Annotated in this window: 23 protein-coding genes; 14 read left to right on the top strand and 9 right to left on the bottom strand. The window is 72.6% G+C overall.

Annotated features, from left to right (window positions below; translation table 11 throughout):
* Positions 1 to 286: 286 nt before the first annotated feature.
* Positions 287 to 1,561 carry a sensor histidine kinase gene (locus tag IE118_RS10185; RefSeq protein ID WP_189557433.1) on the top strand — a complete coding sequence of 425 codons (1,275 nt, stop codon included), beginning with the start codon at positions 287 to 289 and terminating at the stop codon, positions 1,559 to 1,561.
* An 81-nt stretch (positions 1,562 to 1,642) separates the two neighbouring features.
* Positions 1,643 to 2,254 carry a response regulator transcription factor gene (locus tag IE118_RS10180; RefSeq protein ID WP_189557432.1) on the top strand — a complete coding sequence of 204 codons (612 nt, stop codon included), beginning with the start codon at positions 1,643 to 1,645 and terminating at the stop codon, positions 2,252 to 2,254.
* Positions 2,255 to 2,530: 276 nt separating this feature from the next.
* Here IE118_RS10180 and IE118_RS10175 read toward each other — a convergent pair whose 3' ends face one another.
* Genes IE118_RS10175 through IE118_RS33995 form a run of 5 tightly spaced genes read right to left on the bottom strand, consistent with a single transcriptional unit; the run spans position 2,531 to position 7,526 of the window.
* On the bottom strand, positions 2,531 to 3,724 hold the full coding sequence (locus IE118_RS10175) for a cytochrome P450 (RefSeq protein ID WP_189557431.1): 1,194 nt from the start codon (positions 3,722 to 3,724) through the stop codon (positions 2,531 to 2,533).
* Complete coding sequence (locus tag IE118_RS10170; RefSeq protein ID WP_189557430.1) at positions 3,721 to 4,653, bottom strand: hypothetical protein; 933 nt, start codon at positions 4,651 to 4,653, stop codon at positions 3,721 to 3,723. The genes IE118_RS10175 and IE118_RS10170 overlap by 4 nt, the downstream gene beginning before the upstream one ends.
* Positions 4,650 to 5,303, bottom strand: a complete 654-nt coding sequence (locus tag IE118_RS10165; protein WP_189557429.1) for a phosphatase PAP2 family protein — start codon at positions 5,301 to 5,303, stop codon at positions 4,650 to 4,652. Before IE118_RS10165 ends, IE118_RS10170 begins: the two co-directional genes overlap by 4 nt.
* The gene (locus tag IE118_RS10160; protein ID WP_189557428.1) at positions 5,300 to 6,199 is read right to left on the bottom strand and encodes a methyltransferase domain-containing protein; all 900 of its coding nucleotides are present in this window, start codon (positions 6,197 to 6,199) and stop codon (positions 5,300 to 5,302) included. The genes IE118_RS10165 and IE118_RS10160 overlap by 4 nt, the downstream gene beginning before the upstream one ends.
* A gap of 58 nt (positions 6,200 to 6,257) precedes the next feature.
* Entirely contained in the window at positions 6,258 to 7,526 is a 1,269-nt protein-coding gene (locus IE118_RS33995; RefSeq protein WP_229846742.1) for a transmembrane-type terpene cyclase, read from the bottom strand.
* Between the two features lie 523 nt (positions 7,527 to 8,049).
* On the opposite strand from IE118_RS33995, the gene IE118_RS10150 reads away from it, so the two are divergent.
* The 8 genes from IE118_RS10150 (at position 8,050) to IE118_RS10115 (ending at position 17,181) form a co-directional block, all read left to right on the top strand.
* Positions 8,050 to 9,057 carry a TauD/TfdA family dioxygenase gene (locus IE118_RS10150; RefSeq protein WP_229846741.1) on the top strand — a complete coding sequence of 336 codons (1,008 nt, stop codon included), beginning with the start codon at positions 8,050 to 8,052 and terminating at the stop codon, positions 9,055 to 9,057.
* Between the two features lie 220 nt (positions 9,058 to 9,277).
* Positions 9,278 to 10,183 (top strand): polyprenyl synthetase family protein, encoded by a 906-nt coding sequence (locus tag IE118_RS10145; RefSeq protein ID WP_229846740.1) that lies wholly within the window; start codon positions 9,278 to 9,280, stop codon positions 10,181 to 10,183.
* A complete protein-coding gene (locus IE118_RS10140; protein WP_189557427.1) occupies positions 10,180 to 11,289 on the top strand; it encodes a Rieske 2Fe-2S domain-containing protein in 1,110 nt (369 codons plus the stop codon). The genes IE118_RS10145 and IE118_RS10140 overlap by 4 nt, the downstream gene beginning before the upstream one ends.
* Positions 11,286 to 12,341: a Rieske 2Fe-2S domain-containing protein gene (locus IE118_RS10135; protein ID WP_189557426.1), complete on the top strand. Its 1,056-nt coding sequence runs from the start codon at positions 11,286 to 11,288 to the stop codon at positions 12,339 to 12,341. The genes IE118_RS10140 and IE118_RS10135 overlap by 4 nt, the downstream gene beginning before the upstream one ends.
* Positions 12,338 to 13,390 (top strand): Rieske 2Fe-2S domain-containing protein, encoded by a 1,053-nt coding sequence (locus IE118_RS10130; RefSeq protein ID WP_189557425.1) that lies wholly within the window; start codon positions 12,338 to 12,340, stop codon positions 13,388 to 13,390. Before IE118_RS10135 ends, IE118_RS10130 begins: the two co-directional genes overlap by 4 nt.
* A complete protein-coding gene (locus IE118_RS10125; RefSeq protein WP_189557424.1) occupies positions 13,383 to 15,764 on the top strand; it encodes a PEP/pyruvate-binding domain-containing protein in 2,382 nt (793 codons plus the stop codon). The genes IE118_RS10130 and IE118_RS10125 overlap by 8 nt, the downstream gene beginning before the upstream one ends.
* Positions 15,761 to 16,729, top strand: coding sequence for a lysylphosphatidylglycerol synthase transmembrane domain-containing protein (locus IE118_RS10120; RefSeq protein ID WP_189557423.1), 969 nt, complete (start codon positions 15,761 to 15,763; stop codon positions 16,727 to 16,729). The genes IE118_RS10125 and IE118_RS10120 overlap by 4 nt, the downstream gene beginning before the upstream one ends.
* The gene (locus IE118_RS10115) at positions 16,726 to 17,181 is read left to right on the top strand and encodes a protein-tyrosine phosphatase family protein (RefSeq protein ID WP_189557422.1); all 456 of its coding nucleotides are present in this window, start codon (positions 16,726 to 16,728) and stop codon (positions 17,179 to 17,181) included. The genes IE118_RS10120 and IE118_RS10115 overlap by 4 nt, the downstream gene beginning before the upstream one ends.
* Before the next feature lie 192 nt (positions 17,182 to 17,373).
* On the opposite strand, the gene IE118_RS10110 is transcribed toward IE118_RS10115, so the two are convergent.
* The gene (locus IE118_RS10110) at positions 17,374 to 18,048 is read right to left on the bottom strand and encodes an NADH oxidase (RefSeq protein WP_189557421.1); all 675 of its coding nucleotides are present in this window, start codon (positions 18,046 to 18,048) and stop codon (positions 17,374 to 17,376) included.
* 298 nt (positions 18,049 to 18,346) lie between these two features.
* Here IE118_RS10110 and IE118_RS10105 point away from each other — a divergent pair, with 298 nt between their 5' ends.
* From IE118_RS10105 to IE118_RS10095, 3 genes are all read left to right on the top strand, one after another.
* Entirely contained in the window at positions 18,347 to 19,006 is a 660-nt protein-coding gene (locus tag IE118_RS10105; protein WP_189557420.1) for a DedA family protein, read from the top strand.
* Between the two features lie 113 nt (positions 19,007 to 19,119).
* Entirely contained in the window at positions 19,120 to 20,325 is a 1,206-nt protein-coding gene (locus IE118_RS10100) for a sensor histidine kinase (protein ID WP_306430404.1), read from the top strand.
* Entirely contained in the window at positions 20,316 to 20,960 is a 645-nt protein-coding gene (locus IE118_RS10095) for a response regulator transcription factor (RefSeq protein ID WP_189557418.1), read from the top strand. Before IE118_RS10100 ends, IE118_RS10095 begins: the two co-directional genes overlap by 10 nt.
* Before the next feature lie 132 nt (positions 20,961 to 21,092).
* Here the strand turns inward: IE118_RS10095 and IE118_RS10090 are convergent, their stop codons facing one another.
* The gene (locus IE118_RS10090; protein WP_189557417.1) at positions 21,093 to 22,121 is read right to left on the bottom strand and encodes an ornithine cyclodeaminase family protein; all 1,029 of its coding nucleotides are present in this window, start codon (positions 22,119 to 22,121) and stop codon (positions 21,093 to 21,095) included.
* Between the two features lie 255 nt (positions 22,122 to 22,376).
* On the opposite strand from IE118_RS10090, the gene IE118_RS10085 reads away from it, so the two are divergent.
* Positions 22,377 to 24,812 carry an MMPL family transporter gene (locus IE118_RS10085; RefSeq protein ID WP_229846739.1) on the top strand — a complete coding sequence of 812 codons (2,436 nt, stop codon included), beginning with the start codon at positions 22,377 to 22,379 and terminating at the stop codon, positions 24,810 to 24,812.
* A 129-nt stretch (positions 24,813 to 24,941) separates the two neighbouring features.
* On the opposite strand, the gene IE118_RS10080 is transcribed toward IE118_RS10085, so the two are convergent.
* Entirely contained in the window at positions 24,942 to 25,754 is an 813-nt protein-coding gene (locus IE118_RS10080) for an alpha/beta fold hydrolase (protein ID WP_189557416.1), read from the bottom strand.
* 156 nt (positions 25,755 to 25,910) lie between these two features.
* Complete coding sequence (locus tag IE118_RS10075) at positions 25,911 to 26,138, bottom strand: MbtH family protein (RefSeq protein WP_189557415.1); 228 nt, start codon at positions 26,136 to 26,138, stop codon at positions 25,911 to 25,913.
* Positions 26,139 to 26,175: the final 37 nt, after the last annotated feature.

The following is a 26,175-nucleotide window of genomic DNA, read 5'->3' as shown; positions in this document are numbered from 1 at the left end:
GACCACGCTCGACAGTGCGCCCGGGACGCCGGTGAAAACAGTGCCTGGGTCCCGGTGGCGCCGTGTGTGCGTCACGGGATCTCGTATGAAAATCTCAGGCGCCGCACCGCGGGGGCACGGGAGCCGGCGTGCGGGAGAGGGAGCCGAAAAGCGGAATTGCCGCTTCTACCCTTCCGTTTGGCAGCTGCAAACTGAGGTGGGGAAACAGACACCGATTCTTTACTCTGCAGGCTTAAGATCCCACGAGTGTGGACAGGTGTGAGCAGACGACGCCGCGAGGATGAGGATGCCAGTTCCCGATGAGCTCAGTCAGACCGAAGCCCGTCGTCCGCAGTCTTCGGGGAGACCGCGGTCGGGGGACGCCCAGCACATCACCCTCGCTCCGCGCCTCGCCTCCGCCATCCTGACCTCGGCCCTGCTCTGTTACCTCGGTATCACCGCCCTCAACATCGCGGGCACGAGCCTCGCCGCGTTACCCAAGGCGATCTCCCTGCTGTGCCTAGCCGCCATCTTCGTCCTCCAGTTACGGCACTCCCGCCCCGGGGCCGAACAGGCGCCCATCGCCCACAAGTCGGCGAGTCTGGCCGCCCAGACGCTGCTCACCTACCTGCCGTTCCTGGTATACGACTCGCACTGGGGCGCCATGGCCGGATTCCTCTCCGGTTCACTGCTGCTGCTCCTGCCCCCACGACTGGCCTGGCCGCTGCACGGCGCGGTCGGACTCAGCATGCTGGCGCCGCCCGCGATCGAAGGACGGCCCGCGATCGACAGCCTCTACCTCCTCCAGTCGACCCTGCTCACCGGCCTCGTCGTCTACGGCCTCTCCCGGCTGTCCGCCCTCGTGCAGCAGATGCACGACACCAAGAACGAGATGGCGCGGATGGCCGTGACGAAGGAACGGCTGCGCATCTCCCGCAACCTGCACGACCTGCTCGGTTACAGCCTCTCCGCGATCACGCTGAAGACCGAGCTCATCCACCGGCTCGTGCTGACCCATCCGGAGCGCGCCAAGGCGGAGGTCGAGGACGTCCTCGGGCTGGCCCGGCAGTCGCTGGCGGACGTGCGCCGGGTGTCCCGGGGGTTGCGTGACATGTCCCTGCGAACCGAACTGGTGTCCGTCACGGCTTTGTTGAAGGACACCGACATGAAGGTGACGGCCCGGGTGCAGCTCGACGAGCTCAGCCCCGAGGTCAACGCCGTCATGGCGGCCGTGCTGCGGGAGGCGATCACCAACCTGCTCCGCCACTCACGGGCCTCCCACTGCTCCATCGAGGCCGTCCAGCGCGACGGGCGGGTGCGGCTGGCCGTCGCCAACGACGGAGTGGACCCGGCCCACCGCGACAGCTCGCAGCACGGCGGGGCGGGGCTGGAGAACCTCCGGATGCGGCTGCACTCGGTCACCGGCCGCCTGGTGGTCGAGCACGGGCAGGACGGGACGTTCCAGTTGATGGCCGAGGCCCCGGTGTCCGCCCCGTGCGGTCGCCGCGGCACCACCGAGGAGGCGGACCTCTGGGAACCCGAGGGGACCTCCTCACTGCCGCAGAGCGGCCCGGCGGCCTGACTTCGAGCCGCCGTCGCCCCCTCCGGGGCCGTGAACGCCGACACCCCAGGCGCCCCCCACGCTCACTAAGGAGTTTCCGCCGTGGACATCCGCATACTGCTGGCCGAGGACATGCACATGGTGCGCGGCGCGCTCGTGGCCCTGCTGAGCCTGGAGGACGACCTCGCCGTCGTCTGTGAGGTCGCCCGCGGTGACGAGATCATGCCGGCCGCGCTGGAGCACCGACCCGACGTGGCCGTCGTCGACATCGACCTGCCCGGCGTGGACGGGCTGACCGCGGCCGGCCGGCTGCGGGAGCGGCTGCCCGAGTGCCGCGTGCTGATCCTCACCAACCTGGGGCGGCCCGGCACGCTGCGGCGGGCCCTCAACGCCCAGGTCCACGGGTACCTGCTCAAGGACGCGCCGCCGCGGGAACTGGCGTCCGCGATCAGACGGGTGGCGGCGGGGCAGCGGGTGATCGACCCGCAGCTCGCGCTGGACACGTGGAACAGTGAGCAGACGCCGCTGACGGAGCGGGAGACCGAGGTGCTGCAGCTCGCCGCGGAGGGGTACGACCCGGCGGAGATCGCGGGGTTGCTGCGGTTGTCCCTGGGGACGGTGCGGAACTATCTGACGACGGTCGTGTCCAAGCTGAACGCGCGGAATCGGGTGGATGCGATTCGTACGGCGCGGGAGGCGGGGTGGTTGTTGTGAGGTGTGCGCAGTTCCCCGCGCCCCTGAGTGCCGTGGTGCGGCGGGGCCTTGGGCGGGTGCGGGTGGGTGGGGGCTTGGCGCGCAGTTCCCCGCGCCCCTGGGGGGGCAGGGGGCAGCGTCGTCGGTGGGTGCGGGTGGGTGGGGGCTTGGCGCGCAGTTCCCCGCGCCCCTGGGGGGGCAGGGGGCAGCGTCGTCGGTGGGTGCGGGTGGGTGGGGGTTTGGGGCGCGGTTCCCCGCGCCCCTGGGGGAGGGCCCCCGGGGGCGCGGGTGTGATGGTCAGAGGGTGAGGGGGAGGGTGGCGGGGCCGCGGAGGCTGAGGAGGCCGTTCCACTGGACGTCGCCTGCCTGGCGCAGGGCGGGGAAGCGGCGGACCAGGGTGCCGAAGGCGATCCTGCCCTGGACGCGGGCGAGCATCGCGCCGACGCAGTAGTGGGCGCCGCCGCCGAAGGAGACGTGGCGGCGCGCGTTCTCGCGGTCCAGCCGCAGCCGGCCGGCGTCCGGGCCCCAGAACTCCTCGTCGCGGTTGGCCCCGGCCAGGCTCGCCAGGACGACCGAACCGGCCGGTATCTCGTGCTCCCCCACCCGGTGGGGAGCCACGGTGATGCGCCGGGCGAGGTGCACCGGCGGTTCGTAGCGCAGCAGTTCCTCGGTCGCGTTCCGGTCGAGGCCGGGTGTCTCGCGCAGCAGACGGAGCTGGTCGGGATGGCGCAGCAGCGCGAGGACGCCGCCCGAGATCAGGTTGACGGTCGTCTCGTAGCCGGCCACGTAGATCATGGCGACCTGGGCGACCAGTTCGTCGTGGCTCAGCCGGTCGCCGTCCTCCTCGGCGTCGAGGAGGGCGGTGAGCAGGTCGTCGCCGCGTTCCCGGCGCTTGCGGGAGATCGCGTCGGAGACGAGGTCCACCATCTCGGCGTCGGCGGCCTCCACGTCCGCGTCGGAGCCGGCGCCCGGCTCCCCCAGCCGGACCAGCAGGCCGGTCAGCTCGCGCAGGCGCTCCGTGTCGATCGCGGGCATCCCGAGCAGCCGGGTGATCACGGTGAACGGCAGCGGGAAGGCGAGGGTTTCCACCAGGTCCCCGCCCCCCGCGCGGCCCAGGTCGTCCAGCGCGGCGCCGACCAGGTCGTGCACGACCGGCTCGATGCCGCTCATCGCCCGTGGCGTGAACGCCTGGGAGACGAGCTTGCGCAGCCTGGTGTGGTCCGGCGGGTCCTGGTCGATCAGTGCCAGGCCCTTCAGACGCGGGGGACGGCCGGATCCGCCGGCGCCCCGCGCCCGGCGCTTGTCCACGGAGTGGTCCGCGCGCAGCAGCGCGTCCACGTCCTCGTACCGGGAGAGCATCCAGAAGCCACCGGGGTGCTCGTGCACCGGGGCGTGCCGGCGCACCTCGGCGTAGTGCGGGTGGGGGTCCTCCATGAAGCCCTCGGAGAGCGGGTTGAACATGACCGGGCTCTGGCGCGTCGCGCCGCTCATACGGTGTGTCCTCTCGTGGGGTGGACTGGTGCGGACATGCGGGGCGGCAGGCGTCGTGCCCGCCCGCGGGCCAGGGCGGCGAGGGCGCCGAGTGCCAGTGCCGCCCCGACGGCGGCGCCCGTGCGCAGCCGCCCGCCGGCGGACCGGTCGGGGGGCGGGGGCGCGGGGACCGGAGGCGGGGTGACGGCCGCCGGGTAGGGCCGCACGGCCGCCGCGTAACGGCGCCGGCAGACCTCCGCCGTCCGTGCGCGCCGCCCGGGCGGCAGGGCGCGGAGCCGCTCGTGGAACATCGCCTCGTAGCGGTCGACCTCGCGGCGCAGTTCCCCGGCGGCCGCGTCGCCGAAGAGGTCCACGAAGACGGCGTAGACGTTCAGCGTGCCCGAGGAGACGTCCTGCTCGTAGTGGCGGAGGTCGTTGGCGATGTCCGCGAGGACCTCCACCGGCCAGAGCAGGTCCCGGGCCGCGGGATCCATCGGCCGCCCGCGCAGCGCGAAGGTCATGGCCCGCAGCAGGCGGACGTCGGTGGGGCGCAGTTCGGCCAGGGCGAGGGCGTCCTCGCGGGTGACCGTGCCCCGCGACGTCGTGGCGTTCTCCAGCCGGACGAACCGCTCCGCCTCCTCGACCTGGAAGGCCACGTCCTCGCTCCACGCGCCCAGCGCCCGCAGGACCTTCTCGAAGGCCCGCTTGTAGGTGTGGAAGGCGTCGTAGTCGCTGTTGCGCACGGCGTCGAGGTCCACCGCGGCGTTGCGTTCGGCCAGGGAGTCGACGCGGTAGACCAGGTACTCGACGCCGAGCAGCAGGGGCGTCAGGCGCAGGCGCTGCGCGCGGGGCACCTCGTCCACCACGTAGTACGTGCGCACCACGTAGTCCCGTACGATGCCCGCCGCCTTGGCCAGCGGGGTGGACGTCAGTCCGGCCGGGCTATTCATGTCGTTTCCTTTCCTGAGCCGTCCGGGGGGCGGGGCTCCATGAGCCGGGCGACGGCGCAGCCGACCGTGAGTCCCAGCAGGACGCCGCCGGCGAGGTCGGTGGCGTGGTGCGCGTCCGCCAGCAGGCGGGACACACCGACGGCGGCGACGAGGAGCGCCCCCAGCGCCAGGCCCGTCCACCACGCGGCGGTCCGTGTGCGCGGCACCAGCAGGAGCACCAGGACGGCGAGCGTCGCCGAGGCCATGTGCCCGGACGGGAAGCCGTACCCGTCCTCGGGCGTCCCGCCGCCGTCCGGGAGCGGCAGCGGCCGCTCCGTCAGCGGCCCGAGCGCCGTCTCCACCGCGAACTGCACGGTCAGACCGGCGAGCACCCACAGCGCGGCGCCGAACCGGCGGCGGCGCAGCAGGACGGCGAACACCGCCAGCACGGCGGCGCCCAGCAGGACCGAGCCGAACGTGTCGGCCCCGGTCCGGCCGCCGCCGTGCGGGGAGCCGAGGACACGGTCGGCCAGCGCCCGGGCGTCGGCGTCGAACGCGCCGACGGCGTCGCTCCCGGACGCCACCAGCACCGTCAGGACGGTGAACGCCACCGCCGCGGCGGCCGAGCCGAGGAGGAGCCGGGAGGCGGTACCGGCTCCGGCGCCCGTCACGACGCGGACGGGGCGGGGGTGCGTCCGGTGGGGTCGGTGTCGCCGCCGGGCTTCCTGGCCGTGACGACCTTGTACCGCCAGACCCCGGCGTCGAACATGCGGATCTGCGCGGCGGACGCGCTCAGGTTCCCGGCGGGCACCGGGGCCAGCACCCCCAGCCGGCGGAAGGCCGGCGCGGTCGGGCCGAGCAGCCGCACCAGTCGTCCCAGCCGCTTCAGGGAGGGGGCGACGTGGTGGGAGATGTCCGTGATCCGTACGTCCTCGAAGCCCTGCTTGCGCAGCAGCCGCTCGTACTCGGTGCCGGTGAGCAGGCCGGGCATCGCCCAGCCCTCGCACCAGGTCCGCAGCTCCTCCTCGTCGGCCGGGGCCGGCGCCGGGTCCTCGCGGACCAGGTACTCGGCGATCATCAGCCGGCCGCCGGGCGCCAGCACCCGGTGGGCCTCGCGGACGAATGCCTCCTTGTCGTCGACGTGCACGACGCTCTCCAGCGCCCACACGACGGTGTGCGACGCGTCGGGGAGCCCGGTGTCGGTGAAGTCGGCCTCCACGAACTCCACGAGGTCGTCGACGCCCGCCCGGCGGGCGGCCTCCCGGGCCTGAGTGACCTGGAACGGGGTGATGTTGACGCCCGTGGCGCGGCAGCCGAACCGCTCGGCGATGCGGATGGCGCAGCCACCGATCCCGCAGCCCGCGTCCATGATCCGGTCCTGGGGGCCGATCCGGGCGACCGACGCCAGGTAGCCGGTCATCCGGCGCAGTGCCGTCACGTGGTCGCGGATGCCCTGGTCGTAGAAGCCGAAGTGCAGGGCTCCGGCCCTCTCGCTGCGCCACAGGTGGCGGTAGTCCCAGCGTGTTCCCTCGAAGTAGTCGACGACCTGTTGGCGGTTCGTGCTCATGACGCGGACCTTCCTGTCGTCCGCCCGCACACGGCGGCCGGTGGCGGGGCGGGAATTGTCAGAACCGGCGCCAGGGCGACATGCCGGCGGCCTTGATACGGCGGTGGAGCAGGACGCAGTAGGCGGCGTCGAGCAGGAACGTCCACCCGTACATCACGTTGATCAGCGGCGTCAGCGGATACGAGCGGTTGCCCAGCGACTTGCGGGTGAACTCGGACCAGCTCGCCGGCCACGTCCGCTGCGGCGAGGTGGTGACGGTGAGGGCCGTGGCGATCCAGGCGCACAGCGTGCCCAGCCACTTGCCGACGGCGATGTACATCGACTGGCCCGCCGGGGACCCGCGGTCCTCCAGCATCTTGAGGTACAGGATGGACATCATGAGGTTGATGCCGAAGCCGGTGTACTCCCCGTCGGGGTCCGCCAGGTCGATGAACGCGTGGTAGTTGACCGACAGGGCGACGGCCAGGCACAGCCCGAAGAACGGGCGGAAGTAGCGGCCGAGCGCGCTGTCGGGGAACTGGGCCGCGCCGTACTTCCACACCTGCCAGGCGATCACCGCGTCGACCAGGAAACCGAAGATGCTCGCCGTGTGGAAGTAGTCGCCGAGCGGGTCGAGGAGGAACCCGTAGGCGAACTCCCAGGTGAGGTTGGCGAAGAGGGCGGCGAGTGGCACCCCGTACGTCTGGTCGACGAAGCCCCGGTAGATGATCGCCGCGTAGGCCACCAGCCAGCCGAGCACGCACAGCATGCCGAAGAGGACGACGGCGCTCGACACCCCCTGGGCCGCGCTCTCCTCCTGGTGCCGGTCGGCCGCCGGTTCGGGGAAGTCGTCCCGCAGCGGGGCGCAGTGGAGGGTGAGGGCGTGGGTGATCCGCTCGCGGTGCTCGGGGCCCACCGACCGCAATCGGGCCTCCAACCGCGTTTCCAGGGTGGCAACTTCCTGCCGCAGGTGCTTCGCCGCGGTGTCGCCGTAGGTATCGACGAAGGCGGCGTAGATGTTGGTGCGGTCGATGGTGCCGGTGTCGCGGGCGTACTGCTTCAGGTCCCACGCGATGTACGCCAGGGATTCGGCGGTCCGCAACGTCTCCCGGAGCGCCTCCTCGTCGTCGTGGCCCCGCAGCCGGCCGAGGTCACGGATCACGCGCAGTTCGGCGGGGGCCAACTCCACCAGGCGGCGCAGCTGTTCGGGGGTCGCCGCGCCCCGGCGGACCGCGAACTCCACGTCGGCGAGTTCGACGACGTCCCGGTGGGCGCGCGCGCCGTCGGGGACGTGGGCGCAGAGACGGGCCAGTGCCCGGTCGAAGCAGGCGTCCCGGAACGCCGCCATGTGTCCGAAGAGGTTCCCTCCGAGGGGTTCCGGGGCGAGTGCCGCAAGACGTGCGCGTTTCACCGCGAATGCGAGGTAGCGCGCCGTCAACCGGACCGGTGTGGCGCGAATGTGCCGTCTCGCCGGAGAGCCGAGGACGGGGTCGTGGACGCCCTCGCCGACGGCCGCTTCCACGCCGCGCCGAATCGGCGGGGCGACTTGAGTGACCACCGAGGTCAATAACCGTTTGACTCGACGAGACGCGCTCAGTCTCAGGTTTCCCGTCCTGTTCAATACAGCCTCCTGGAGCCGAATGCCGCGTGGCTTGTTCCGATCCGTGGGCGAACAACCGGCGCAACGGAACCGGTAGTTCAGGGGTTGCCATTCCCTGAACGAATGGTGAACATGGTGTACCATCATGATCGGCACCGTCCAGACTTACCCGCAAGACCAGCGCACCGGATCGGCTCCCTTTCACCGCTGAAGCCGCCCGTGCCGTTCTTCGCAGATCCAGTCGCATCCGACCAACCACGGGGGATTCGCAATGGACGTCGTTTCGAGGTGCTTACTGTCGGCCCAAGAGGCCGACAGCTTATGCGCAGCAGCCCAGTCCGCACTCACCGCCCAGGGCTCTCCGGCACATCCCTCTTTCTATGAGGGCCTGGAAGATCATTTCCATCGAATACCGGCGTCAATTCGCCACGCACTCCGTGACCTGAGGGAATCCCCCACCCTGTGCGCGCTGCACATCTCGGGGGTACGCGTCGACCCCGAGCGGTGCGGGCCCACACCGCTGTCCTGGCAGGCGGGCCTCGACGACGACCGGCAGGCGCTGGAGGAGGCCCAACTCGCGCTCCTGGCCTCGTTCCTGGGCAGCGTCTTCGCCTGGCCGACCATCCAGCGGGGGCGGATGGTGCAGAACCTCCTCCCCGTCGAGAAGGACCGGGAGGAACAGAGCGGCCACGGCTCGGTCGCCCTGGAATGGCACACCGAGGACGGCTTCCACCCGGACCGCTGCCGCTACCTGGCGCTCCTCGGCGTCAGGAACCACGACCGGGTGCCGACCACGCTGGGCACCGTGCACGACCTCGGGCTCGCCGACGACCTGCGGGCCGTGCTGCGCGAACGGCGCTTCCTGATCCGGCCCGACCTCGAGCACCTGCGCCAACTGGCCGCGTACGCCCCCGACAGCGACATGCTCCGGCAGGCGCGGGCGATGCACGAGAACCCCGAGCCGGTCGCCCTCCTCTTCGGCGACCCGGACGCCCCCTGTCTGCGCATCGACGCCCCCTACACCACCGCGCTGCCCGGCGACGACGAGGCCGCCGAGGCGCTGGCCGCGATCACCGGCGAGCTGGACCGCGCCCAGCGCGACGTGGTGGTCGGCGAGGGCGACGTCCTGATCGTGGACAACTACCGCGCCGTACACGGCCGCCGGGCCTTCCGGCCGCGCTTCGACGGTACGGACCGCTGGCTGAAACGGATCAGCGTGGCCGGCCGTGCGCCGGCCCCGGCCATGGCGGGCGCGGGTACCCGGTCACAGGCGCTCTGAGCATTCGCCTTCCCGCCCCGGCCCCTCCGCCGCATTCTCCGCACAAAGGGTCCGGAAGGCCGGGCCCAGCACGCCAGCACGCCGTATCGGTGCATTCGGTGGCCGGAATCCAGCGCCATCCCATATTCCTTACGCCATGAATCGGCCCCGTCGGCACACCCCTGTGTCCGAGGCACGTTCCAGGCTTTCTCGGGGAGAGTGATGCTTCGTGTCCTTCGCGATGGACAGCACACAAGTGGAAGAAGCTTTTCCGGCTCCACTGGAGGATTTCCGCCGCCAGGTCAACGAGAAGTTACGCTCCTCGGTCGACGCGGTGGAACCACCACGGCTGCGCGAGGCCATGGCCTATTCCCTGCTGGCCGACGGCAAACGCATTCGGCCGACTCTCTGCCTGTTGACGTACGAGATGTTCGGCCACGATGTCTCGATAGCGCTCCCCACCGCCTGCGGCCTGGAAATGCTGCACACGGCCTCGCTCATCCACGACGACCTGCCGGCCATGGACGACGACGACTTCCGCCGCGGCAGCCCGTCCAATCACCGGGTGTTCGGTGAGGGCATGGCGCTGCTCGCCGGGGACGCGCTGCTCGCCTACGCGCTGGAATTCATCCTCCGCAACTCCGGTTCGCTGCACCCGGAGAGACAGCTGGGCGTCATGGCCAAGCTGATCGAGGTGGTCGGCCCGTCCGGGCTCTCCGGCGGACAGGCGCTCGACCTCGACTGCCAGGGACGCGACGAGGTCGATCCGTGGACCGTGGAGGAGATGCACATCAAGAAGACCGGTGCGCTCATCGAGGCCTCCGTGGTCACCGGGGCCATCCTCGGGGGCGCGTCGCAGGACGAGATAGCCCGCCTCACGACGTACGCGCGGAACCTGGGGCTCGCCTACCAGATCGTCGACGACATCCTCGACGAGACCTCCAGCTTCCAGGAGGTCGGCAAGGAGGTCGGCCAGGACCGGGCCGCGGGCAAGTGGACCTACCCCCGGCTGGTCGGGGTGGAGAAGGCACGCGAGCGGGTGCGCACACTGATCACCCGGGCCGTGGAGGAACTCGACGCGTTCGGTGAGCGCGCGTCGATGCTCCGCTGGGCCGCCGGCGTGGTCAGCGGCCGGGCGGCGGCGTGATCGGCGCGGACGGCCCCCCGGAGGAACTGCGGACCGCGCCCGCCTCGGCGGTCCCGCCGAATCCCGCCGGAGCGAACATCGCCGCCTCCTGGTACGCCGCGGTCAGGAGCTCCCGCCTGGGCAAGGGGCCGCACCGGCTGCGGCTGTTCGGCCGCGAGGTGGTGCTGTGGCGCGACCGGCGCGGGACGGTGCGCTGCGTGGCCGCGCACTGTCCGCACCAGGGCGCCCACCTGGGCCTCGGGGACGTGGTCGACGGGGAACTGCGCTGCCCGTTCCACCACTGGCGGTTCGACGGCGAGGGGGTCTGCTCCGCGATCCCCGGGCAGTCGCGCATCCCGACGACGGCCCGCACCCGGTCCTACCCCACCCGTGAGGCGTACGGGTTCGTCTGGGTCTGGTACGGCACCGCCGAACCCCTCTTCGACCTGCCGGAGTTCCCCGCCCTGACCGACAGGCCCCGCCGCTACCTCGGCTTCCACTACGACGACGCGACCACCGGGACGATCCGCCAGCTGCTGGAGAACGCGGTCGACCACCAGCACTTCAGCGCCCTGCACGGACTGGCCCTGGACCAGGTCGAGTTCCGGGTGCTGGGCAAGCAGTCCGAGGCGGCGGACAACGGCCCGCCGCTGACCCGGGACGACGCCTGGTTCGGCGTGTGGTTCTCCGGCCGCCCGCGGCGCCCGCCGCTGCGCCGCTCACCGTTCGGCTGGATCACCGGTGTCGTCTCCACCTTCGCGATGGGCCGCCGCATGCAGCTGCTCGTCGACGGCTGGCCCGGCGGGCAGCGCTTCACCGCGTACGTCGACGGCGTCGAGGTCTACAAGGTGATCATGGGGATCGTCCCCGAGGGGGACCGCGTCACCCGGCAGGTCGGCTGGGCCGGGGTACGCCGCACCGGGCGTCCCCTGCGGACCCTCTTCAACTACGTCCTGTTCTGGGTCCAGAACCGCGCGGGGACCTTCCAGGACGTACCCGTCTACGACTCCACCCGCAACGCCCAGCCCACGATCTACGTGCGCTACGACAACGGCCTGCTCCGGTTCCGCCGCTACTACCAGTCGTGGGTCGACCGGGCCGCAGACGACGGAAAGGTCGGCAGATGAGTCCCGCGCCGGTACGGGGACGACCGCCCCGTGATCTCCAGCCGCCCCGCGACCTGGCACGCGGCTGGTACGTGGCCGAGCGCTCCACCCGGGTGGGACGCCGGCCGCGCGCCACCGTGGTCGCCGGACGGGAGGTGGTGCTCTGGCGTGCGGGTGACGGCACGGCCGTGGTGATGGACCGCTTCTGCCCCCACCAGGGAGCCGCCCTGGAACTGGGCCGCGTGGTCGACGGCGCGCTGCGGTGCGCCTTCCACCACTGGCGGTTCGACGCCGGGGGGACCTGTGTGGCCGCGCCGTCCACCCGGCGGCTGCCCCGTGACGCCTCGGCCCGGGTCCACCCCACCTGGGAAGGGCTCGGCTACGTGTGGACCTGGGTGGGCTCGGCGGCTCCGGAGTACCCGCCGCCGGACTTCCCGCACCTGGACCGGCGGGCGCCGGCCCACCGGCGCTACCGGTTCGCCTTCGACACCGAGGCGCCGGCGCGCCGGGTGCTGGAGAACGGCTTCGACGTGCCGCACTTCCCGGTGGTGCACGGGATCACCGGTGACCTCGCGCTCTCCTGGGACACCGACGTGGACCGGCACACGATCGGGGCGCGCATCACCACCGACTCGATCGCCCTGCCGCCCCCGCTGGACCGGCGGCCGGGCGGCCTCGGCCGGCTCTGCCTGCACCTGCGGTCGACGCCCTCGTACCAGGTGCTGACCTTCGAACTGGACGACCGTCCGGTGGCGCACGAACTGCTCGCCGTGACACCGGTGACACGGTCCCGGACCACCATGCACGGCTGGACCGTGATGCCGCGGTCCGGCGGGCTGCTCGGCTCCGCACCCGTCTTCTGGGGCTACCGGCTCCAGCACTGGTGGGGGACCCGTGCCGACCTGCGCATCTACCGGGACGCCGAGGAGACCGACGGCTCGATCAACACACCCGACGACGAGGGCGTGCTGCGGTTCCGCCAGTTCCACCGCCGGTGGACGGACGAGGGCCCCGGTGGGAGATCCGGTGCGGCACGGGGACGGCGGAACGGCGTCGGGGGAGGAACGGCATGAGGAACAGGACGTCCGAGCGGCTGACCGCGTCGGCACGACCGGTCACGAACCTCGCCTCCGGCTGGTACGTCGCCGTGCCCTCGGCGGAGCTGCGGCACCGGCCGCGCCGGATCACCCTCTTCGGCAGCTCCTACGTGGGCTGGCGCGGGAGTGACGGCCGGGCCCGGGTGCACAGCGCGGTCTGCCCGCACGCGGGCGCCGCCCTGTACGGCGGCAAGGTGGTCGACGGCACACTGGAATGCCCCTTCCACCGCTGGCGGTTCGACGAGTCCGGCGCGTGCGCCTTCGTGCCGGGGCGGCGCCCGCCGGCGCGGGCCGCCCTCACCGCGCTGCCCACCCGGGAGTGCTCGGGCTACGTGTGGGCGTGGTACGGCGGCGGGCCGCCCCGCCACGAGCCGCCGGACCTGCCCGGCCTCGGCGGGCGGCGGCTGCCGGGCCTGCGCACCTTCCGGCTGGCCGACCCGACCCGGGCGACCACCCGGCGCATCCTGGAGAACACCTACGACCCCGACCACCTGGTGGCGCTGCACGGACTGACGGTGCGCGGGGAGGCCCGCATCGTGTTCCCGGACGCACCCGGGGCGAAGGGGGACGGCGGGGCGGCGGACGACGAGCCGGCGGAACGCTGCGACGCGACGCTGACCTGGCCCGCCTACCGGGGCGCGCTGGGCACCGTGTCGGACGCGGTGGGGCTCAACGCGGACGAGTTCACCCTGCGCATGCGCGGCTGGTCCAGCTGCCAGGAGATCGAGTACTACGCGGACGGCCGGCGCCTGTACCGGATGGTCCTGGCCGTCACCCCGATCGGGGAGCACCACAGCGTCCAGCACATCAACGCCGTCGTCGACGCCGACGGCCGCGGGGCCCTCGGATGGCTGCGCGCCCTCGTGCACCGCGCGGAGGTGCAGGTGGCCGCCCGCCAGGACCTCCCGGTCTTCGACACCCTGCTGCCGGGCGACCGGCACGGCATCTACGTGCCCGGTGACGAGGCGGTGCGCCGGTTCCGGCGTTTCTACCAGCGGTGGGTCGAGGTGGCCGAACATGACTGAGGGTGTCGTGGACCTGGTCGAGGCCGCGGACCTGCCCGTCGAACGGGTCGGGGGCAAGGCCAGGGGGCTGGGCCGGCTGGCGGCGGCGGGATTCCCCGTGCCGCCCGGTTTCTGCCTCCCGGTGGACGCCTTCACCCCCACCGCGGGCGAGGAGGGGGAGGCGGAGAGCACCGGCCGGCCGGGGCTGCGCGAGGGCGCGCTCGCCGAGCTGCGGGCGCGCTGGGAGGCGCTCCCCGCCCCGCACGGCGTGGCCGTGCGGTCGTCCGCCACCAGCGAGGACGGTGCGGCGAGCAGCGCGGCCGGCCAGTACGAGAGCGTGCTCGGGGTCCGCACCTTCGAGGAACTGCTGGACGCGGTCGGCCGGTGCCAGGCGTCCCGGCACTCCCACGCCGCCGGCGTCTACCGGGGCCGGGTCGGCCTCGCCGGGGAGGCCCCGCGGATGGCCGTCGTGGTGCAGGCGATGGTGGACCCCGCGTGGGCCGGTGTGGTGTTCACGGCCGAGGCCCCGGTCGCGGACGACGACCAGCTGGTCCTCGTGGAGGCGGTCGAGGGGCTCGGCACGCGGCTCGTGGACGGCGTGGCGGAGCCCGAACGGGCGGCGTTCTCCCGCAGGGAGCCGCACACGCCCGCGTTCAGCACCGCCTTCGGTGAGCGGATGGGCGAGACCCGGGAAGGCGGGGGCCCGCTCCGCTCCCTGGTGCGCACGGCGCTGGCGGTGGAGCGGGCACTGGGCGGACCGCAGGACATCGAGTGGGCACTGGACGGCACCGGACTCCACCTGCTGCAGGCCCGCCCGATCACCGCCACCGTCCCGCGTCCGACACAGTTCGGCGACTGGGTGAGCGAGGTCCCCGGGGCGCGGTGGGCCCGGATGAGCATCTGCGACTCCTGGCTGTCCGACCCGCTCTCCCCGCTGTTCGCCACCACGCTGTTCCCGGCGCTCATCGACCGGTGGGCGACCAACTGGGGCGGCCCCCGCCGGGTCCGTGCGCGCAGTCCGCTGATCCCCGAGCCGATGCACGGGACCGTCAACGGCTACGCCTACCTGCGCTTCGACTTCCCCCTCTCCCGGCACCCGGTGCGCACCCTGCGGCTCACCGCGCGCTGGCTCGGCTTCCACCTCTCACCGGTGGAGCGGCACTGGCGGCGCGAGGTGCTGCCCGCCCTGCGGGAGGGCCTGGAACGGGTGCGGGACACCCCACTGACCGACCTGTCGCCGGCCGAGGTGCTGCGGCGGATCCGGACCGTCGAGGAACTGAGCGCCCGCTACTGGGCGGTGATCGGCGGCCTCGCCTGGCACTGGAACACCACCGAGTGGCTGCTGGGCGCGGTCCTGGCACGCGGCGGGCGGCGCACCAAGGGGCTCACACCCGGCTCCCTGCTGGTGGGCGAGGACCGGTTCGCCCACCGGGCCGAGCGTGCCCTGGACCGGGTGGCGGCCGCCGGCCCGGAGGACGAGGAACGGCTGCTGCGGGAGTACCTGCGGAGCTTCGGCCACCTGGTGTACAGCCTCGACACGGCCGAGCCGACGGCGGTCGACGACCCCTCGATGCTCCGGTCGGTGGTCGCCGGCCGCCGTCGTGACGGCGCCGGCGAGCCCGGCGCCGCGACGGTGGCGCCGGGTCCGGGCCGTGACCCGGCCCGCCGGCTCGGGCGCGGTCCGGCCGGCGTGCTGCGGCGCGGCGTCCACCGGTGGGCCCACCACTGGAGCGGGGTCCGCGACGAGGCCCTGCACCACTTCACGCTCGGCTGGCCCTTCATGCGGGCCGGATACCTCGAACTGGGCCGCCGGATGGTGCGCGCCGGGTTGCTCGACGCCGACGACGACGTGTTCTACCTGACGGGGAAGGAACTGGGCGACTGGGTGCGCGCCGGCCTGAGCGACGAGGGGTGGCGCGACGCGGTGCGCGAACGCCGGCTGCGGCGCCAGTGGCAGCGCCGGCTCGACCCGCCCGACGTGGTCCCCGCCGACGCCCGGATCACGCTCTTCGGGTCCGACATCACGTCCCTGGCGCTGTTCGGCGTCGAGCGGGGTGAGGACCGGGCGGACTCGCTGAGCGGCTCGGCGGTCAGCCCGGGGAGCTACACGGGTCCCGCCCGGGTGATCCACGAGCTCTCCGACGCGGACGCGCTGGAGAAGGGGGAGGTCCTCGTCGTGCGCCAGGTGACGCCCGCGTGGGCGCCGCTGCTGGCCCGGGCGGGCGCGGTGGTGGCCGACGTCGGGGGCGCGCTGTCCCATGGCTCGGTGGTGGCGCGCGAGTACGGCATACCGGCGGTGATGGGCGTGCGGACCGCGACCACGCGGGTCGGCACCGGGGACACGCTGACGGTGGACGGTGACACGGGCACCGTGCGGCTGCGGAGCGGTCCGTGACCCCGACCGGGTCCCCGCCGGAGAGCCGCCGCACGCGGGACCGGGTGGTGCGGGCGCTGCTGTTCGCGGCGGTGGGCGTCAGCCTGGTGATCACCCTGCGGGGGATGGATCCCGGCCATCTGTGGACGGTGCTGAAGGGGGCCGACTGGCGCTGGCTGGCGGTGGCCGTCCTGGCGAACGCGGCCTCCCAGGTGACCCGCGCCGTCGGCTGGAACGCGATGCTCACCGGCACCCGCCTGCGGTTCCCCCTCCTGGTGCGGATCGAGTTCGCCGTCCAGGCCGCGGCGGCCGTCAGCCCGGAGGGGGTGGGCGAATTCGTCCGGGTCGGCTACCTGCTGCGCGAGGGCGTGGCCCGGACGGTGACCGTCACCCTCATGCTGGTCCGCAAGTACTTCTCCAGCCTGGGCCTGGTGCCCTTCCTGGTGGTCCTCTGGTGGCCGGGGAGCGGGGTGCCCGGCTGGGCGGTGGCCGTCGCCTGGGCGTACCTGGCGGTGCTGACGGTGGAGACGGTGCTGATCCTGCGGGTCGCGCGCACCCCGCGCGCCCCCGCCCGGGAGGGCCGGCTGCGCCGGATCGTGTTCGACGCGCGCACCTCGCTCGGGTCGGTCCGCCACCCGCGTGTCTTCGCGGAGCTGGGGGTGGCGGCGGTCGCCACCCGGACCCTGGACCTCGTGGCGGCGGTCGCCGTCGCGCGAGCCCTGGACCTGCGGCTGACGGCGGCCGTCCTGGTGCTGGTGCTGCTGTCGATCGAGGTCTCCAACATCCTGCCCACCCTGCCGGGTCAGCTGGGCACCTTCGAGGCGGCCGTGCTGGGCGCGACGGCGGGATTCCTCGGGCAGGCCGAGGGATTGGCCTTTGCGCTAGTGTTTCACGCCCAACAAGTGCTCCCCCAAATTCCGTTGGGGATGATGGCGATGGCCGGCACTTCCATCAGGCGAGAGAGAACGGAACGGAATTCGACATGACCACCGAACCGTGGAACACCGATACCCCCAAAGTGATTACGCTCCCCTCGGGGCGGCGGATCCGCGGACGCGGGCTGAGATACGACATGCCGGAGGGCCAGACCCCGACGTTAGCCGTGCATTTGACCGACCATCGGCCGCCCGCGCCGCCGTGGGAGTCGCTCTGGATTCCGTGGCGGGATTTCTGGCTTCCCACCGACCCCGCGGAGGCCATGCGCACGCTGCGCACCGCGTACGACCGTGCCGCGGACGAGCGGGTGGAGATCTGCTGCGGGGGCGGCGTCGGGCGGACCGGCACGGCGCTCTCCGCGCTCTGCGTCTTCGAGGGGATGGACCCCAAGGAGGCGGTCAAGTGGGTGCGGCAGAACTACCACTCCCGCGCGGTCGAGGTGTTCTGGCAGCGGCGCTTCATCCGTCAGGTCGCCGGCGCGAACGGCTCGGGACAGCCGTAGGCACGCCCGGGACATGAGCGGAACGCCCGGCCGGGACTCCCGGCCGGGCGTCCTGCTTCGCTCCGGCCGGGAACACCGGCGGGGTCCTCCGGCGACCGGGGGGCGTCGCCGCGTGGTTCACCGGGGGCCGTCACCCGGCGGTTCACCGGGGGGCGTCGCCCGGTGGTTCACCGGGGGTCGTCGCCCGGTGGTTCACCGGGGGCCGTCGCCCGGTGGGCAGGGGACATCGTCCGGGCCGTGGCGGACCGGGCCCGGGTCGGCCGGCGCGGCCACGCCCGCGGCCAGCAGGTAGCCGAGAAGGCCGCGGATCACCCCCGCGGGCAGCGGCAGCGCGGCGACCGCGTTCTCCACCCGGCACGGACGGATCAGCGTGCCCACGACCCAGACCGCCTCGGGGCGGTGCACCACCACCCGGTAGGGGCTGCCCGGCGTCTCCACCACCAGGCCCTCGGTGCGCATCGCCAGCGACGTGCCGAGCACCAGCCGCAGGGAGGACCCCTCCTCCACCCCGACCAGGGTGAACGAGGCCTGCCGGCTCAGCGGATGCACCGACAGCAGCGGCCCCCGCAGGTCGTCCATGGCGAGGGTGCGGACCACGAGGTGCGCCACCTGCCGCAGCACGGGCTCCAGTCGCAGATGGAGGTGGGCGCCCCCGCCGGCGCCGGGCGCGTACTCGACGTTGGTCAGCCGGACCGGCCCCAGCGACATGCGGTACAGCGCCTCGCGCACGTAGTCGTCGGTCTCGATCCGCTGGGCACCCCACGGACCGCAGAGGATGGTCCCCGTCCTGTCGTTGCCCCCCACGACGATGACGTCCTCGCCCAGCGACCAGAGGTGCACCACCTGATGCTCGCCCGTGTCACTCAAGGGTGCCTTCCAGGTCCGATGGATGTGTCGGGTCAGTATCGGGGAAGCGGCACGGCCGGAGGCAGGTCGGCAGACACACGGCGCACGTGAAGATCTCATACGAACACCTGACGCCCCGGGGCCGGTACGGGGCGGCGGGGCGGTCCGGGACCCTGCGGTTTTCCGCAGGGTCCGGGTGCGGGGAACAGCACCGGGCCGGGTGGCAACCCTCATACCGCCGCCGGTCCGCGCTTCCTAGGTTGGAGGTCATCGGGGGCAGCCGCCCCGCCCCACCGACCCGCCTCCCTGGAGACCCACCATGCATCACATGACTCTGGCTCTGCCCCAGGAGCCCGCGGACGGCATCGCGGGGTGGGCCGCCGACCTCGTGGACGCGCTGGGCGCTCCCGGCGCCGGCCTGTTCGTCGCCCTGGAGAACGTCTTCCCGCCGCTGCCCAGCGAGATCATCCTCCCGCTGACCGGCTTCGCCGCCGGCCAGGGCGTGCTGACCCTCGCCTCGGCCCTGTTCTGGACGACGCTCGGTTCGGTGGTCGGCGCGCTCATCCTCTACTGGATCGGCGCGCTCTTCGGCCGGGAGCGGATGTACGCGCTGTGGGGGAAGCTGCCGCTGGTGAAGACCTCCGACCTGCAGCGCACCGAGGAGTGGTTCGCCAAGCACGGCACCAAGGCGGTCTTCCTCGGCAGGATGGTGCCGATCTTCCGCAGCCTGATCTCGGTGCCCGCCGGCATCGAGCGGATGCCGATGCCGGTGTTCATCATGCTCACCACGCTCGGCAGCCTGATCTGGAACAGCGTCCTGGTGATGGCCGGTTACTGGCTGGGTGACCAGTGGGACGAGGTCGGCACCTACGTCGGTGTCCTGAGCAAGATCGTTCTGGTCATGGTCGTCGTCGCCTTCGCCGCCTACGTGGCCGTACGGGTGAAGGGCCGCGCCAAGGCCCAGCACCGCCGCGCCTGATGCGTAGCGACCGCGTGCACACCGGCCCCCGCCCCGTGCCCCCGCCCACGGCCCCCGGCGATCTTGCCCGGGGCCGTTCGGCCGCACTAGGCTCGGGCGCTGTGCAGGAGGACTTGACTGGCGCCGCGTCCCACGGCCCCGCAGGAGCCCTCGGCACCGCGGTCCCCGGGGACGACCGGAGCGCCGCCTCGCCGCCGCGGCTGCGCCGCGGCCTGGGCGTGCTGCTCGGCTGCGCGACCGCCCTGCTCGGCGCCCTCTACTTCCTCCTCGTCGGCGTCCTCCTCGGCCCCTTCCTGCTGTGGCCGCGCACCCGCCCGGACGCCTTACGGGTCCTGATGACCGGGGCGCGCCGCCTCACGGCGCTCGAACGGATCCGCCGCTCGGTGTTCTTCGGCGACCGGTTCCCCGAGCACTACAAGGCCTCCGACCAGAAGATCCTGCGCTACCTCGCCGTCCGCTGCTACACGGGCCTGCTGTGCGCCGTCGTGATCGGACTGCTCGGTTTCGGCGCGCTGCTGGCCGGGCTGCTGATCAGCGGGGTGGCGCGGGGCAGCCTCGACTGGGACGAGCTGCTGACCCAGGCGGTCCTGGGCAGCGTCCTGCTCTTCCTCGACGTGCAGGGCCTGTACTCGCTGGCCGCCCTGGACACCCGCACCGCCCGCGAGTGCTTCGGCCCCTCCGAACGGGAGCTGCTCCAGCAGCGGATCGACGAACTCGCCGCCAGCCGGGCGGCGGTGGTGCAGGCGGTCGACGCCGAACGCCGGCGCATCGAACGCGACCTGCACGACGGTGTGCAGCAGCGCCTGGTCGCACTGGCCATGCTGCTCGGCCGGGCCCGCCGCAGCCGCGACCCCGAACGGGCCGACGCGCTGCTGCTCCAGGCGCACGAGGAGTCCCGGGGCGTCCTCAACGAACTGCGCGAGGTGGCCTGGCGGGTCTACCCCTCGGCGCTGGACAGCCTCGGCCTCAAGGAGGCGCTGGGCGGGGTGGCCGAACGGAGCAGCATCCCGCTGCGGATCCGGTTCGAGGCCGGCGCGCCGCTGCCCCAGCCCGTGGAGACGGCCGCCTACTTCGTGGTGTCCGAGGCCGTCACCAACGCCGCCAAGCACTCCGCGGCCACCGCCATCGAGGTGCGGGTGGCGCTCACCGGGGAGCGGCTCGCCGTACGGGTCGAGGACAACGGCCGGGGCGGCGCGGACCCGGCCGGCAGCGGGCTGGCCGGGCTGCGCGGGCGGGTGGCTGCCCTGGACGGCGTGCTGCACATCGACAGCCCTCTCGGGGGACCCACCACCATCTCCGCGGAGCTGCCATGCGCGTGATCCTCGCCGAGGACTCGACCCTGCTGCGAGAGGGCCTGGTCCGGCTGCTCGCCGACGAAGGCCACGAGGTGGTGGCGGCGCTCGGTGACGCGGTGACCCTCCTCAAGGAGGTCGAGGAGCACCGGCCGGACATCGTCGTCGCCGACATCCGCATGCCGCCGACCCACACCGACGAGGGTCTGCGGGCCGCCGTGGAGATCCGCGAACGCTTCCCGGACGTCAGCGTGCTGGTGCTCTCGCAGCACATCGAGCGCAACTACGCCGCCCAGCTGCTGGCCTCCAACGCCGAACGGGTCGGCTACCTGCTCAAGGACCGGGTGGCCCAGGTCGAGGAGTTCCTGGACGCGCTGGAGCGCATCCACGCGGGCGGGGCCGCCATCGACCCCGAGGTCGTGCGGCAGTTGCTCATCCGCACCACGCACAGCGACCCGCTGACCCGGCTCACCCCGCGCGAGCGCAGCGTGCTGGAGGCGCTGGCCATGGGGTACACCAACACGGCCATCGCGGAGAAGCTGCACCTGTCGCTGAGTTCGGTGGAGAAGAACCTCAACGCCGTCTTCGACAAGCTGGACCTGCCGCACACCACCGGCTACAACCGGCGCATCCTGGCGGTCCTGCGCTACCTGGAGTCGTAGCGGAGTCTCCTCCCGGAGGCCCTCAGGGCTCCCGGAGGTCCTCCGCGCTCCCGGGGTCCCGAGGGGAGACGCCCCGGGCCGCCCCCCGCCGGTGCACGGCGGACGGCGGCCTCCTCGCGCCGGACAGCGGGACTACGCGAACGCGTACGGGTCGAGCGCGTCCTCGGGCAGGTGCTCTATCCGCACGTAGTCGCCGATGCCGGCGTCGCCGGCCAGTTCCAGCAGGACGTCGAAGGCGATGTGGTCCTCCAGGGCGAACCCGGTGGAGTCGAAGACGGTGAGGCCGTCCCGGTGCCGCTCCGCGAGGGACGGGTCGGCGCACAGGTCCATCAGGTCCGGACCCAGATCGCTCTCCACCAGCTGCTGCGACTCCCCCTCGCGCAGCGCCTGGCCGCGGTGGTCGGTGGTGACGAACGCGGACTTCAGCACGTGCAGCGGCACTTCGAACTTGCCGATCAGGTCCGCGCCGATGGCGTTGACGTGCGCGTGCGGCTGCAGCCGCACGCCCGGCAGGACCGGGCCGGCGCCCACCCCCACCGAGGTGACGGTGCAGATGATGTCGGCCGCGGCCTCCAGCACCGCGACCGGGACCACCTCGACGTCCAGGCCGAGGAACTCCACGCGCTCGGCGAAGGTCCGCTCGTGGGCGGGCTCGATGTCGTGGACGAGGATCCGCTCCAGCGGGAAGACCCGGCTGAGGGCGTGCGCCTGGGTGACCGCCTGCGCCCCGGCGCCGACCAGACCGAGCACCCGGCTGTCCGGGCGGGCCAGCAGCCGGCTGGCGACCGCCGCGGCGGCGCCGGTGCGGACCGCCGTGGGCAGGATCCCGTCGCACACCGCCAGCAGCCGGCCCGTCACGTCGTCGTAGCGGGTCATGGTGCCGATGATGGTCGGCAGCCGGTGGTCCTGCGGGTTCGACGGGGTGTAGCCGACGGTCTTGATGGTGATGGAGTCGCCGGGCCGGTGGTGCGGCATCCACTCGAGGATCGCCGTGTCCGCCGGACCGCGCAGAAACCCGTCCCGGGCCGGGGTGATCCCGCCGTACCCGCCTTCCCGGAACGCCTCGCCCAGGCGGGCGATCATCCGGTCCATGAAATGGTCCAGCCCCTTTTCCTCGACGATCTTGGCAATATGCTGCCGCGTGAGGATGACAGTTTCCATTAAAGCCCCTTTGGCAATGCCAGAGAATGACAATTTCCTGCCGACTTTCCGATCGGTGCAGGCCGAAATGCAGAGCCGAAATCGAAGATAGTCACGCGAATTCTCCGCGGTCAAGATTTCAACCGGTGACATTACGGGAAACCGCAGGGTCCCCGGACGGTTTACCTCGTGTTCCGGACGCGCCCGAGTCCCTAGCGTTTCCCCTGTCGCCACGCGGCACGGGGCAGTGCCCGCAGCAACGGAAGGAAGCAGAAGGTGCGAAAGAAACCGGCAACGGTACGGATCGCGCGATGGAGCGCCACGCACCCGTGGTCCGCCATCGGGCTGTGGGTGGTCTTCGTCGCCCTGTGTCTCTTCCTGGGCGGGGCCGCCGGCACCAACAAGATCAGTGACGAGGAGTCCGGGGTCGGCGAGTCCGGCCGGGCGGGCCGCATCACCGCCGCGGGCGACTTCCCCGAGAAGCCCGAGGAGAACGTGCTGATCACGGCCGCGGACGGCCGCACGTTCGACGCCGGGGTGGCCCGGGAGGCGGCCGCGGACCTCTCGCGGCGGATGAAGGCGCTGCCCGAGGTGGAGAGCGTCGCCACCGCCGTGCCCTCCCCCGACGGCAAGGCGCTCCTGGTCGCGGTGACCATGAAGGGCGACACGGAGAACGCCGACCAGCGGGTCCAGCCGCTGCTCGACGTCAGCGAGGCGACCGAGAAGGCCCACGAGGGGCTGCGGATCGACGAGGTGGGCACGGGCTCGACCGCCAAGGGGCTGGGCGAGACCCTGGGCGAGGACTTCGTGAAGGCCGAGCTGATCAGCCTCCCGCTGACCCTGCTGATCCTGCTGGTGGTCTTCGGCGCCGTCATCGCCGCCGGCGTCCCCGTGGTGCTCGCCCTCTCCTGCGTCGCCGCCGCGATCGGACTGTCGACCCTCGCCTCGCACGTCCTGCCCGAGACCAGCGCCGTCAGCAACATCATCCTGCTCATGGGCATGGCTGTCGGCGTGGACTACTCCCTCTTCTACCTGAAACGGGAACGGGAGGAACGCCAGAAGGGCGTCCCCCACATCGACGCCATCGAGATCGCCGCGAAGACCTCCGGGCACACCGTGGTGGTGTCCGGCACCACGGTCATCGTGTCGATGGCCGGTCTCTACCTCGCGGACGAGGCCACCTTCGCCTCGCTGGCCACCGGATCGATCATCGTGGTCGCCGTCGCCGTCCTCGCCTCCCTGACCGTGCTGCCCGCGCTCCTCGCGAAGCTGGGCCGCTGGGTCGACCGGCCGCGGGTGCCCCTCCTGTGGCGGCTGACCATGCGCTCGGGCGACTCGAAGCTGTGGCCGGTGCTGCTGCGGCCCGCCCTGGTGCGGCCGGTGCTCACGCTCGTGGTGTCCGTCGGCGCCCTGCTGCTGCTCGCCCTGCCGGCGCTCGACATGAAGCTGAAGCAGCCCGGCTCCGACGACCTGTCCCGGGACATCCCGGTCGTCCAGGCGATGGACCGGCTCACCGGGGCCTTCCCCAGCAAGGGCACCGTGCACCAGGTGGCCGTCCGCGCCCCCGCCGACCGGGCCGCCGACGTGGAGGCAGCCCTCGGCGGGCTGCTGGAGCGCACCGCGCAGGACGACCTGTTCGCCCACGACCAGAAGCCCACGGTCCGCGTGTCGGAGGACAAGCGGGTGCACACCGTCCAGGTCGGCACGCCGCACTCGCCGAAGAGCGACGGCGCCCGTGACTCCCTCGAACTGCTGCGGGACTGGGTGCCCCAGGCGATGGAGGGCGTGCCGGGAGCCGAGAGCGCGGTCGGGGGCAAGGTCGCCCAGGGCGTCGACTTCACCGGCCACCTGGAGGACCGGATGCCGTGGGTGGTGGGCTTCGTCCTGCTGCTGACCTTCGTCACCATGGTCCTCATCTTCCGGTCCCTGGCCGTGGCGCTCTCCGCGATCCTGCTCAACCTGCTGTCGGCGGCCGCCTCCTTCGGTGTCCTCGTCGCGGTCTTCCAGCACACCTGGGCCGAGGGGCTGCTGGACTTCCACAGCTCCGGGGCGGTCGTCTCCTGGCTGCCGCTGTTCCTCTTCGTGGTGCTGTTCGGCCTCTCGATGGACTACCACGTGTTCGTCGTGAGCCGGATCCGCGAGGCCGCCCAGAACGGCGCGAGCGTCAAGGACGCCGTCCGCGAGGGCATCACCCGCTCCGCCGGGGTCGTCACCAGCGCGGCGATCGTCATGGTCGGCGTCTTCTCGATCTTCGGCACGCTGAGCATGGTCGAGTTCAAGCAGCTCGGCGTGGGCCTGGCGGCGGCGATCCTGCTGGACGCCGTGGTGATCCGCGTCTTCGTCCTGCCGGCCCTGATGACCGCGCTGGGCAAGTGGAACTGGTGGCCGGGCGACCGCTCGGCGGGCCGCGGCGGCCAGCACGCCACGGGCTCCGACGACACCCGCCGGCTGCGCACGGTCCCGGCCGCCCAGCCGCACTACGCGGGAGCGCAGCACCAGCAGCCGTACGCGGACCAGCAGCCGTACGCCGGCCCGCAGTCCTACGCGGACCAGCAGCCGTACGCGGACCAGCAGCCCTACTCCGGCCGGCAGCCGTACGCGGACCGGCAGGACCACTCCGGGCAGCAGGGTTTCGCCCCCTTCGGCACCCCGCCCCAGCAGCAGCCGCACCGGCCGCAGCACCGCGACCACCGACCTGACTCCTGGCAGTAGCGGCAGGAAGCAGGTCCCTCCGACGAGGAGGGAGGGCAGCCCGTACATCCCCCGGCGGGCGCCCTCCCTCCTCCCTTTTGTGCCGCTTCTCCCGCGCGGCCTTCCGCCGCTTCTCCGCGCGGCCCCCGGTCAGCCGGCGGCCGGGCCCGTCAGGAACCCGACCAGGGCCTTGTTCACCGCGGCGGGGTCCTCCAGGTACCCGTAGTGGCCGCAGCCCCCGATCAGCTCGAAGGCGGCGCCCGGGATCGCGTCCGCGACCTCCCGGCCCAGGTGCGGCGGGGTGACCAGGTCGTCGGCGAAGGCGATGACCAGGCAGGGCACGCGGATGCCGCGGTAGGCGGCGAGCCGGTCCTCCAGCCTGCTCACCTCCATCTGCGCCCGCTGCCCCGGGCCCGCGGGCGGGGCCAGCTCGAACAGGTCGAGCCAGTCGGCCACGGCCGCGTCGTCGTCGAGGGTCCTCGGCGACAGCGACTTCAGGGCGCGCAGCACCGCCGCGTAGCGGGGCGGCAGCACCGTGCCGGAGTCGTGCAGCTCGGTCTCCGCCCGGGTGAGGGCGGCACGCAGGGCGTCCGTACGGCCGCGGGTGGCCATGAGGACGGCCTGGCGCACCAGGTCGGGCCGGGCGAGGGCGAGTTCCTGGGCGACGAAGGCGCCCATCGAGGTGCCGACGACCCGGACGGGTCCCCGCCCGAGGCGTTCGATCAGTCCGGCGACGTCACCGACCATGTCCTGGAGGGTGAAGCCCTCGGCGCATTCGGACGTGGGCGGGATTCCCCGGTTGTCGAACGTGACCACACGGAATCCGGCGGCGGTGAGCGCGGGCACCTGATGCAGCTGCCACACGGTGCGGCCGCCGCCGGTTCCCTGGATCATCACCACCGTTTCACCGTCTCCGGTTTCCTCGTAGTTCAGGCGTATGCCATTGACCGGAACGACCGGCATCGTGAATTCCCCCTCGGTTCGGAGTGCGGACGGAAACGGCGTGCGCGGACGGAATGCGTACGCGGACGGAAGGGTGTACGCGCACGGACGGGCGCGGACAGACGTGTGGCCCGCGCCGGGCGCGCGGATGCGCTCGGGCGGGCCACACGGGTGGGGTCAGGCGGCGGCGTCGGCGCCTTCCATCGCCCGGACCAGGGAGGCCGGGCGCATGTCGGTCCAGTGGGCGTTGACGTACTCGAGCGCGGCCTCGCGGGTGGTCGCCTCCAGGGCGGTGCGCCAGCCGTCAGGCACCTCGGCGAACGCCGGCCACAGGGAGTGCTGGCCCTCGTCGTTGACCAGGACGAGGTAGCTGCCCTCGGGGTCCTCGAACGGGTTGGTGCTCATGCGATCGCTCCTTTTCGAAGAATTGCATTTCTCGCGG

It is taken from the genome of Streptomyces pilosus, from assembly GCF_014649835.1.
GTDB lineage: Bacteria > Actinomycetota > Actinomycetes > Streptomycetales > Streptomycetaceae > Streptomyces > Streptomyces pilosus.
Note: the sequence above shows the minus strand (reverse complement) of the source record. Positions and strands in the feature narration are given on the sequence as shown.

What these genes read in the sequence shown, in the direction of transcription:
- IE118_RS10185 (WP_189557433.1), top strand. Translation starts at nt 287, where the DNA reads ATGCCAGTTCCCGATGAGCTCAGTCAGACCGAAGCCCGTCGTCCGCAG.
- IE118_RS10175 (WP_189557431.1), bottom strand. Translation starts at nt 3,724, where the DNA reads ATGAGCGGCGCGACGCGCCAGAGCCCGGTCATGTTCAACCCGCTCTCC.
- IE118_RS10170 (WP_189557430.1), bottom strand. Translation starts at nt 4,653, where the DNA reads ATGAATAGCCCGGCCGGACTGACGTCCACCCCGCTGGCCAAGGCGGCG.
- IE118_RS10160 (WP_189557428.1), bottom strand. Translation starts at nt 6,199, where the DNA reads ATGAGCACGAACCGCCAACAGGTCGTCGACTACTTCGAGGGAACACGC.
- IE118_RS33995 (WP_229846742.1), bottom strand. Translation starts at nt 7,526, where the DNA reads ATGGCGGCGTTCCGGGACGCCTGCTTCGACCGGGCACTGGCCCGTCTC.
- IE118_RS10150 (WP_229846741.1), top strand. Translation starts at nt 8,050, where the DNA reads ATGGACGTCGTTTCGAGGTGCTTACTGTCGGCCCAAGAGGCCGACAGC.
- IE118_RS10145 (WP_229846740.1), top strand. Translation starts at nt 9,278, where the DNA reads ATGGACAGCACACAAGTGGAAGAAGCTTTTCCGGCTCCACTGGAGGAT.
- IE118_RS10135 (WP_189557426.1), top strand. Translation starts at nt 11,286, where the DNA reads ATGAGTCCCGCGCCGGTACGGGGACGACCGCCCCGTGATCTCCAGCCG.
- IE118_RS10130 (WP_189557425.1), top strand. Translation starts at nt 12,338, where the DNA reads ATGAGGAACAGGACGTCCGAGCGGCTGACCGCGTCGGCACGACCGGTC.
- IE118_RS10125 (WP_189557424.1), top strand. Translation starts at nt 13,383, where the DNA reads ATGACTGAGGGTGTCGTGGACCTGGTCGAGGCCGCGGACCTGCCCGTC.
- IE118_RS10115 (WP_189557422.1), top strand. Translation starts at nt 16,726, where the DNA reads ATGACCACCGAACCGTGGAACACCGATACCCCCAAAGTGATTACGCTC.
- IE118_RS10105 (WP_189557420.1), top strand. Translation starts at nt 18,347, where the DNA reads ATGCATCACATGACTCTGGCTCTGCCCCAGGAGCCCGCGGACGGCATC.
- IE118_RS10095 (WP_189557418.1), top strand. Translation starts at nt 20,316, where the DNA reads ATGCGCGTGATCCTCGCCGAGGACTCGACCCTGCTGCGAGAGGGCCTG.
- IE118_RS10090 (WP_189557417.1), bottom strand. Translation starts at nt 22,121, where the DNA reads ATGGAAACTGTCATCCTCACGCGGCAGCATATTGCCAAGATCGTCGAG.
- IE118_RS10080 (WP_189557416.1), bottom strand. Translation starts at nt 25,754, where the DNA reads ATGCCGGTCGTTCCGGTCAATGGCATACGCCTGAACTACGAGGAAACC.
- IE118_RS10075 (WP_189557415.1), bottom strand. Translation starts at nt 26,138, where the DNA reads ATGAGCACCAACCCGTTCGAGGACCCCGAGGGCAGCTACCTCGTCCTG.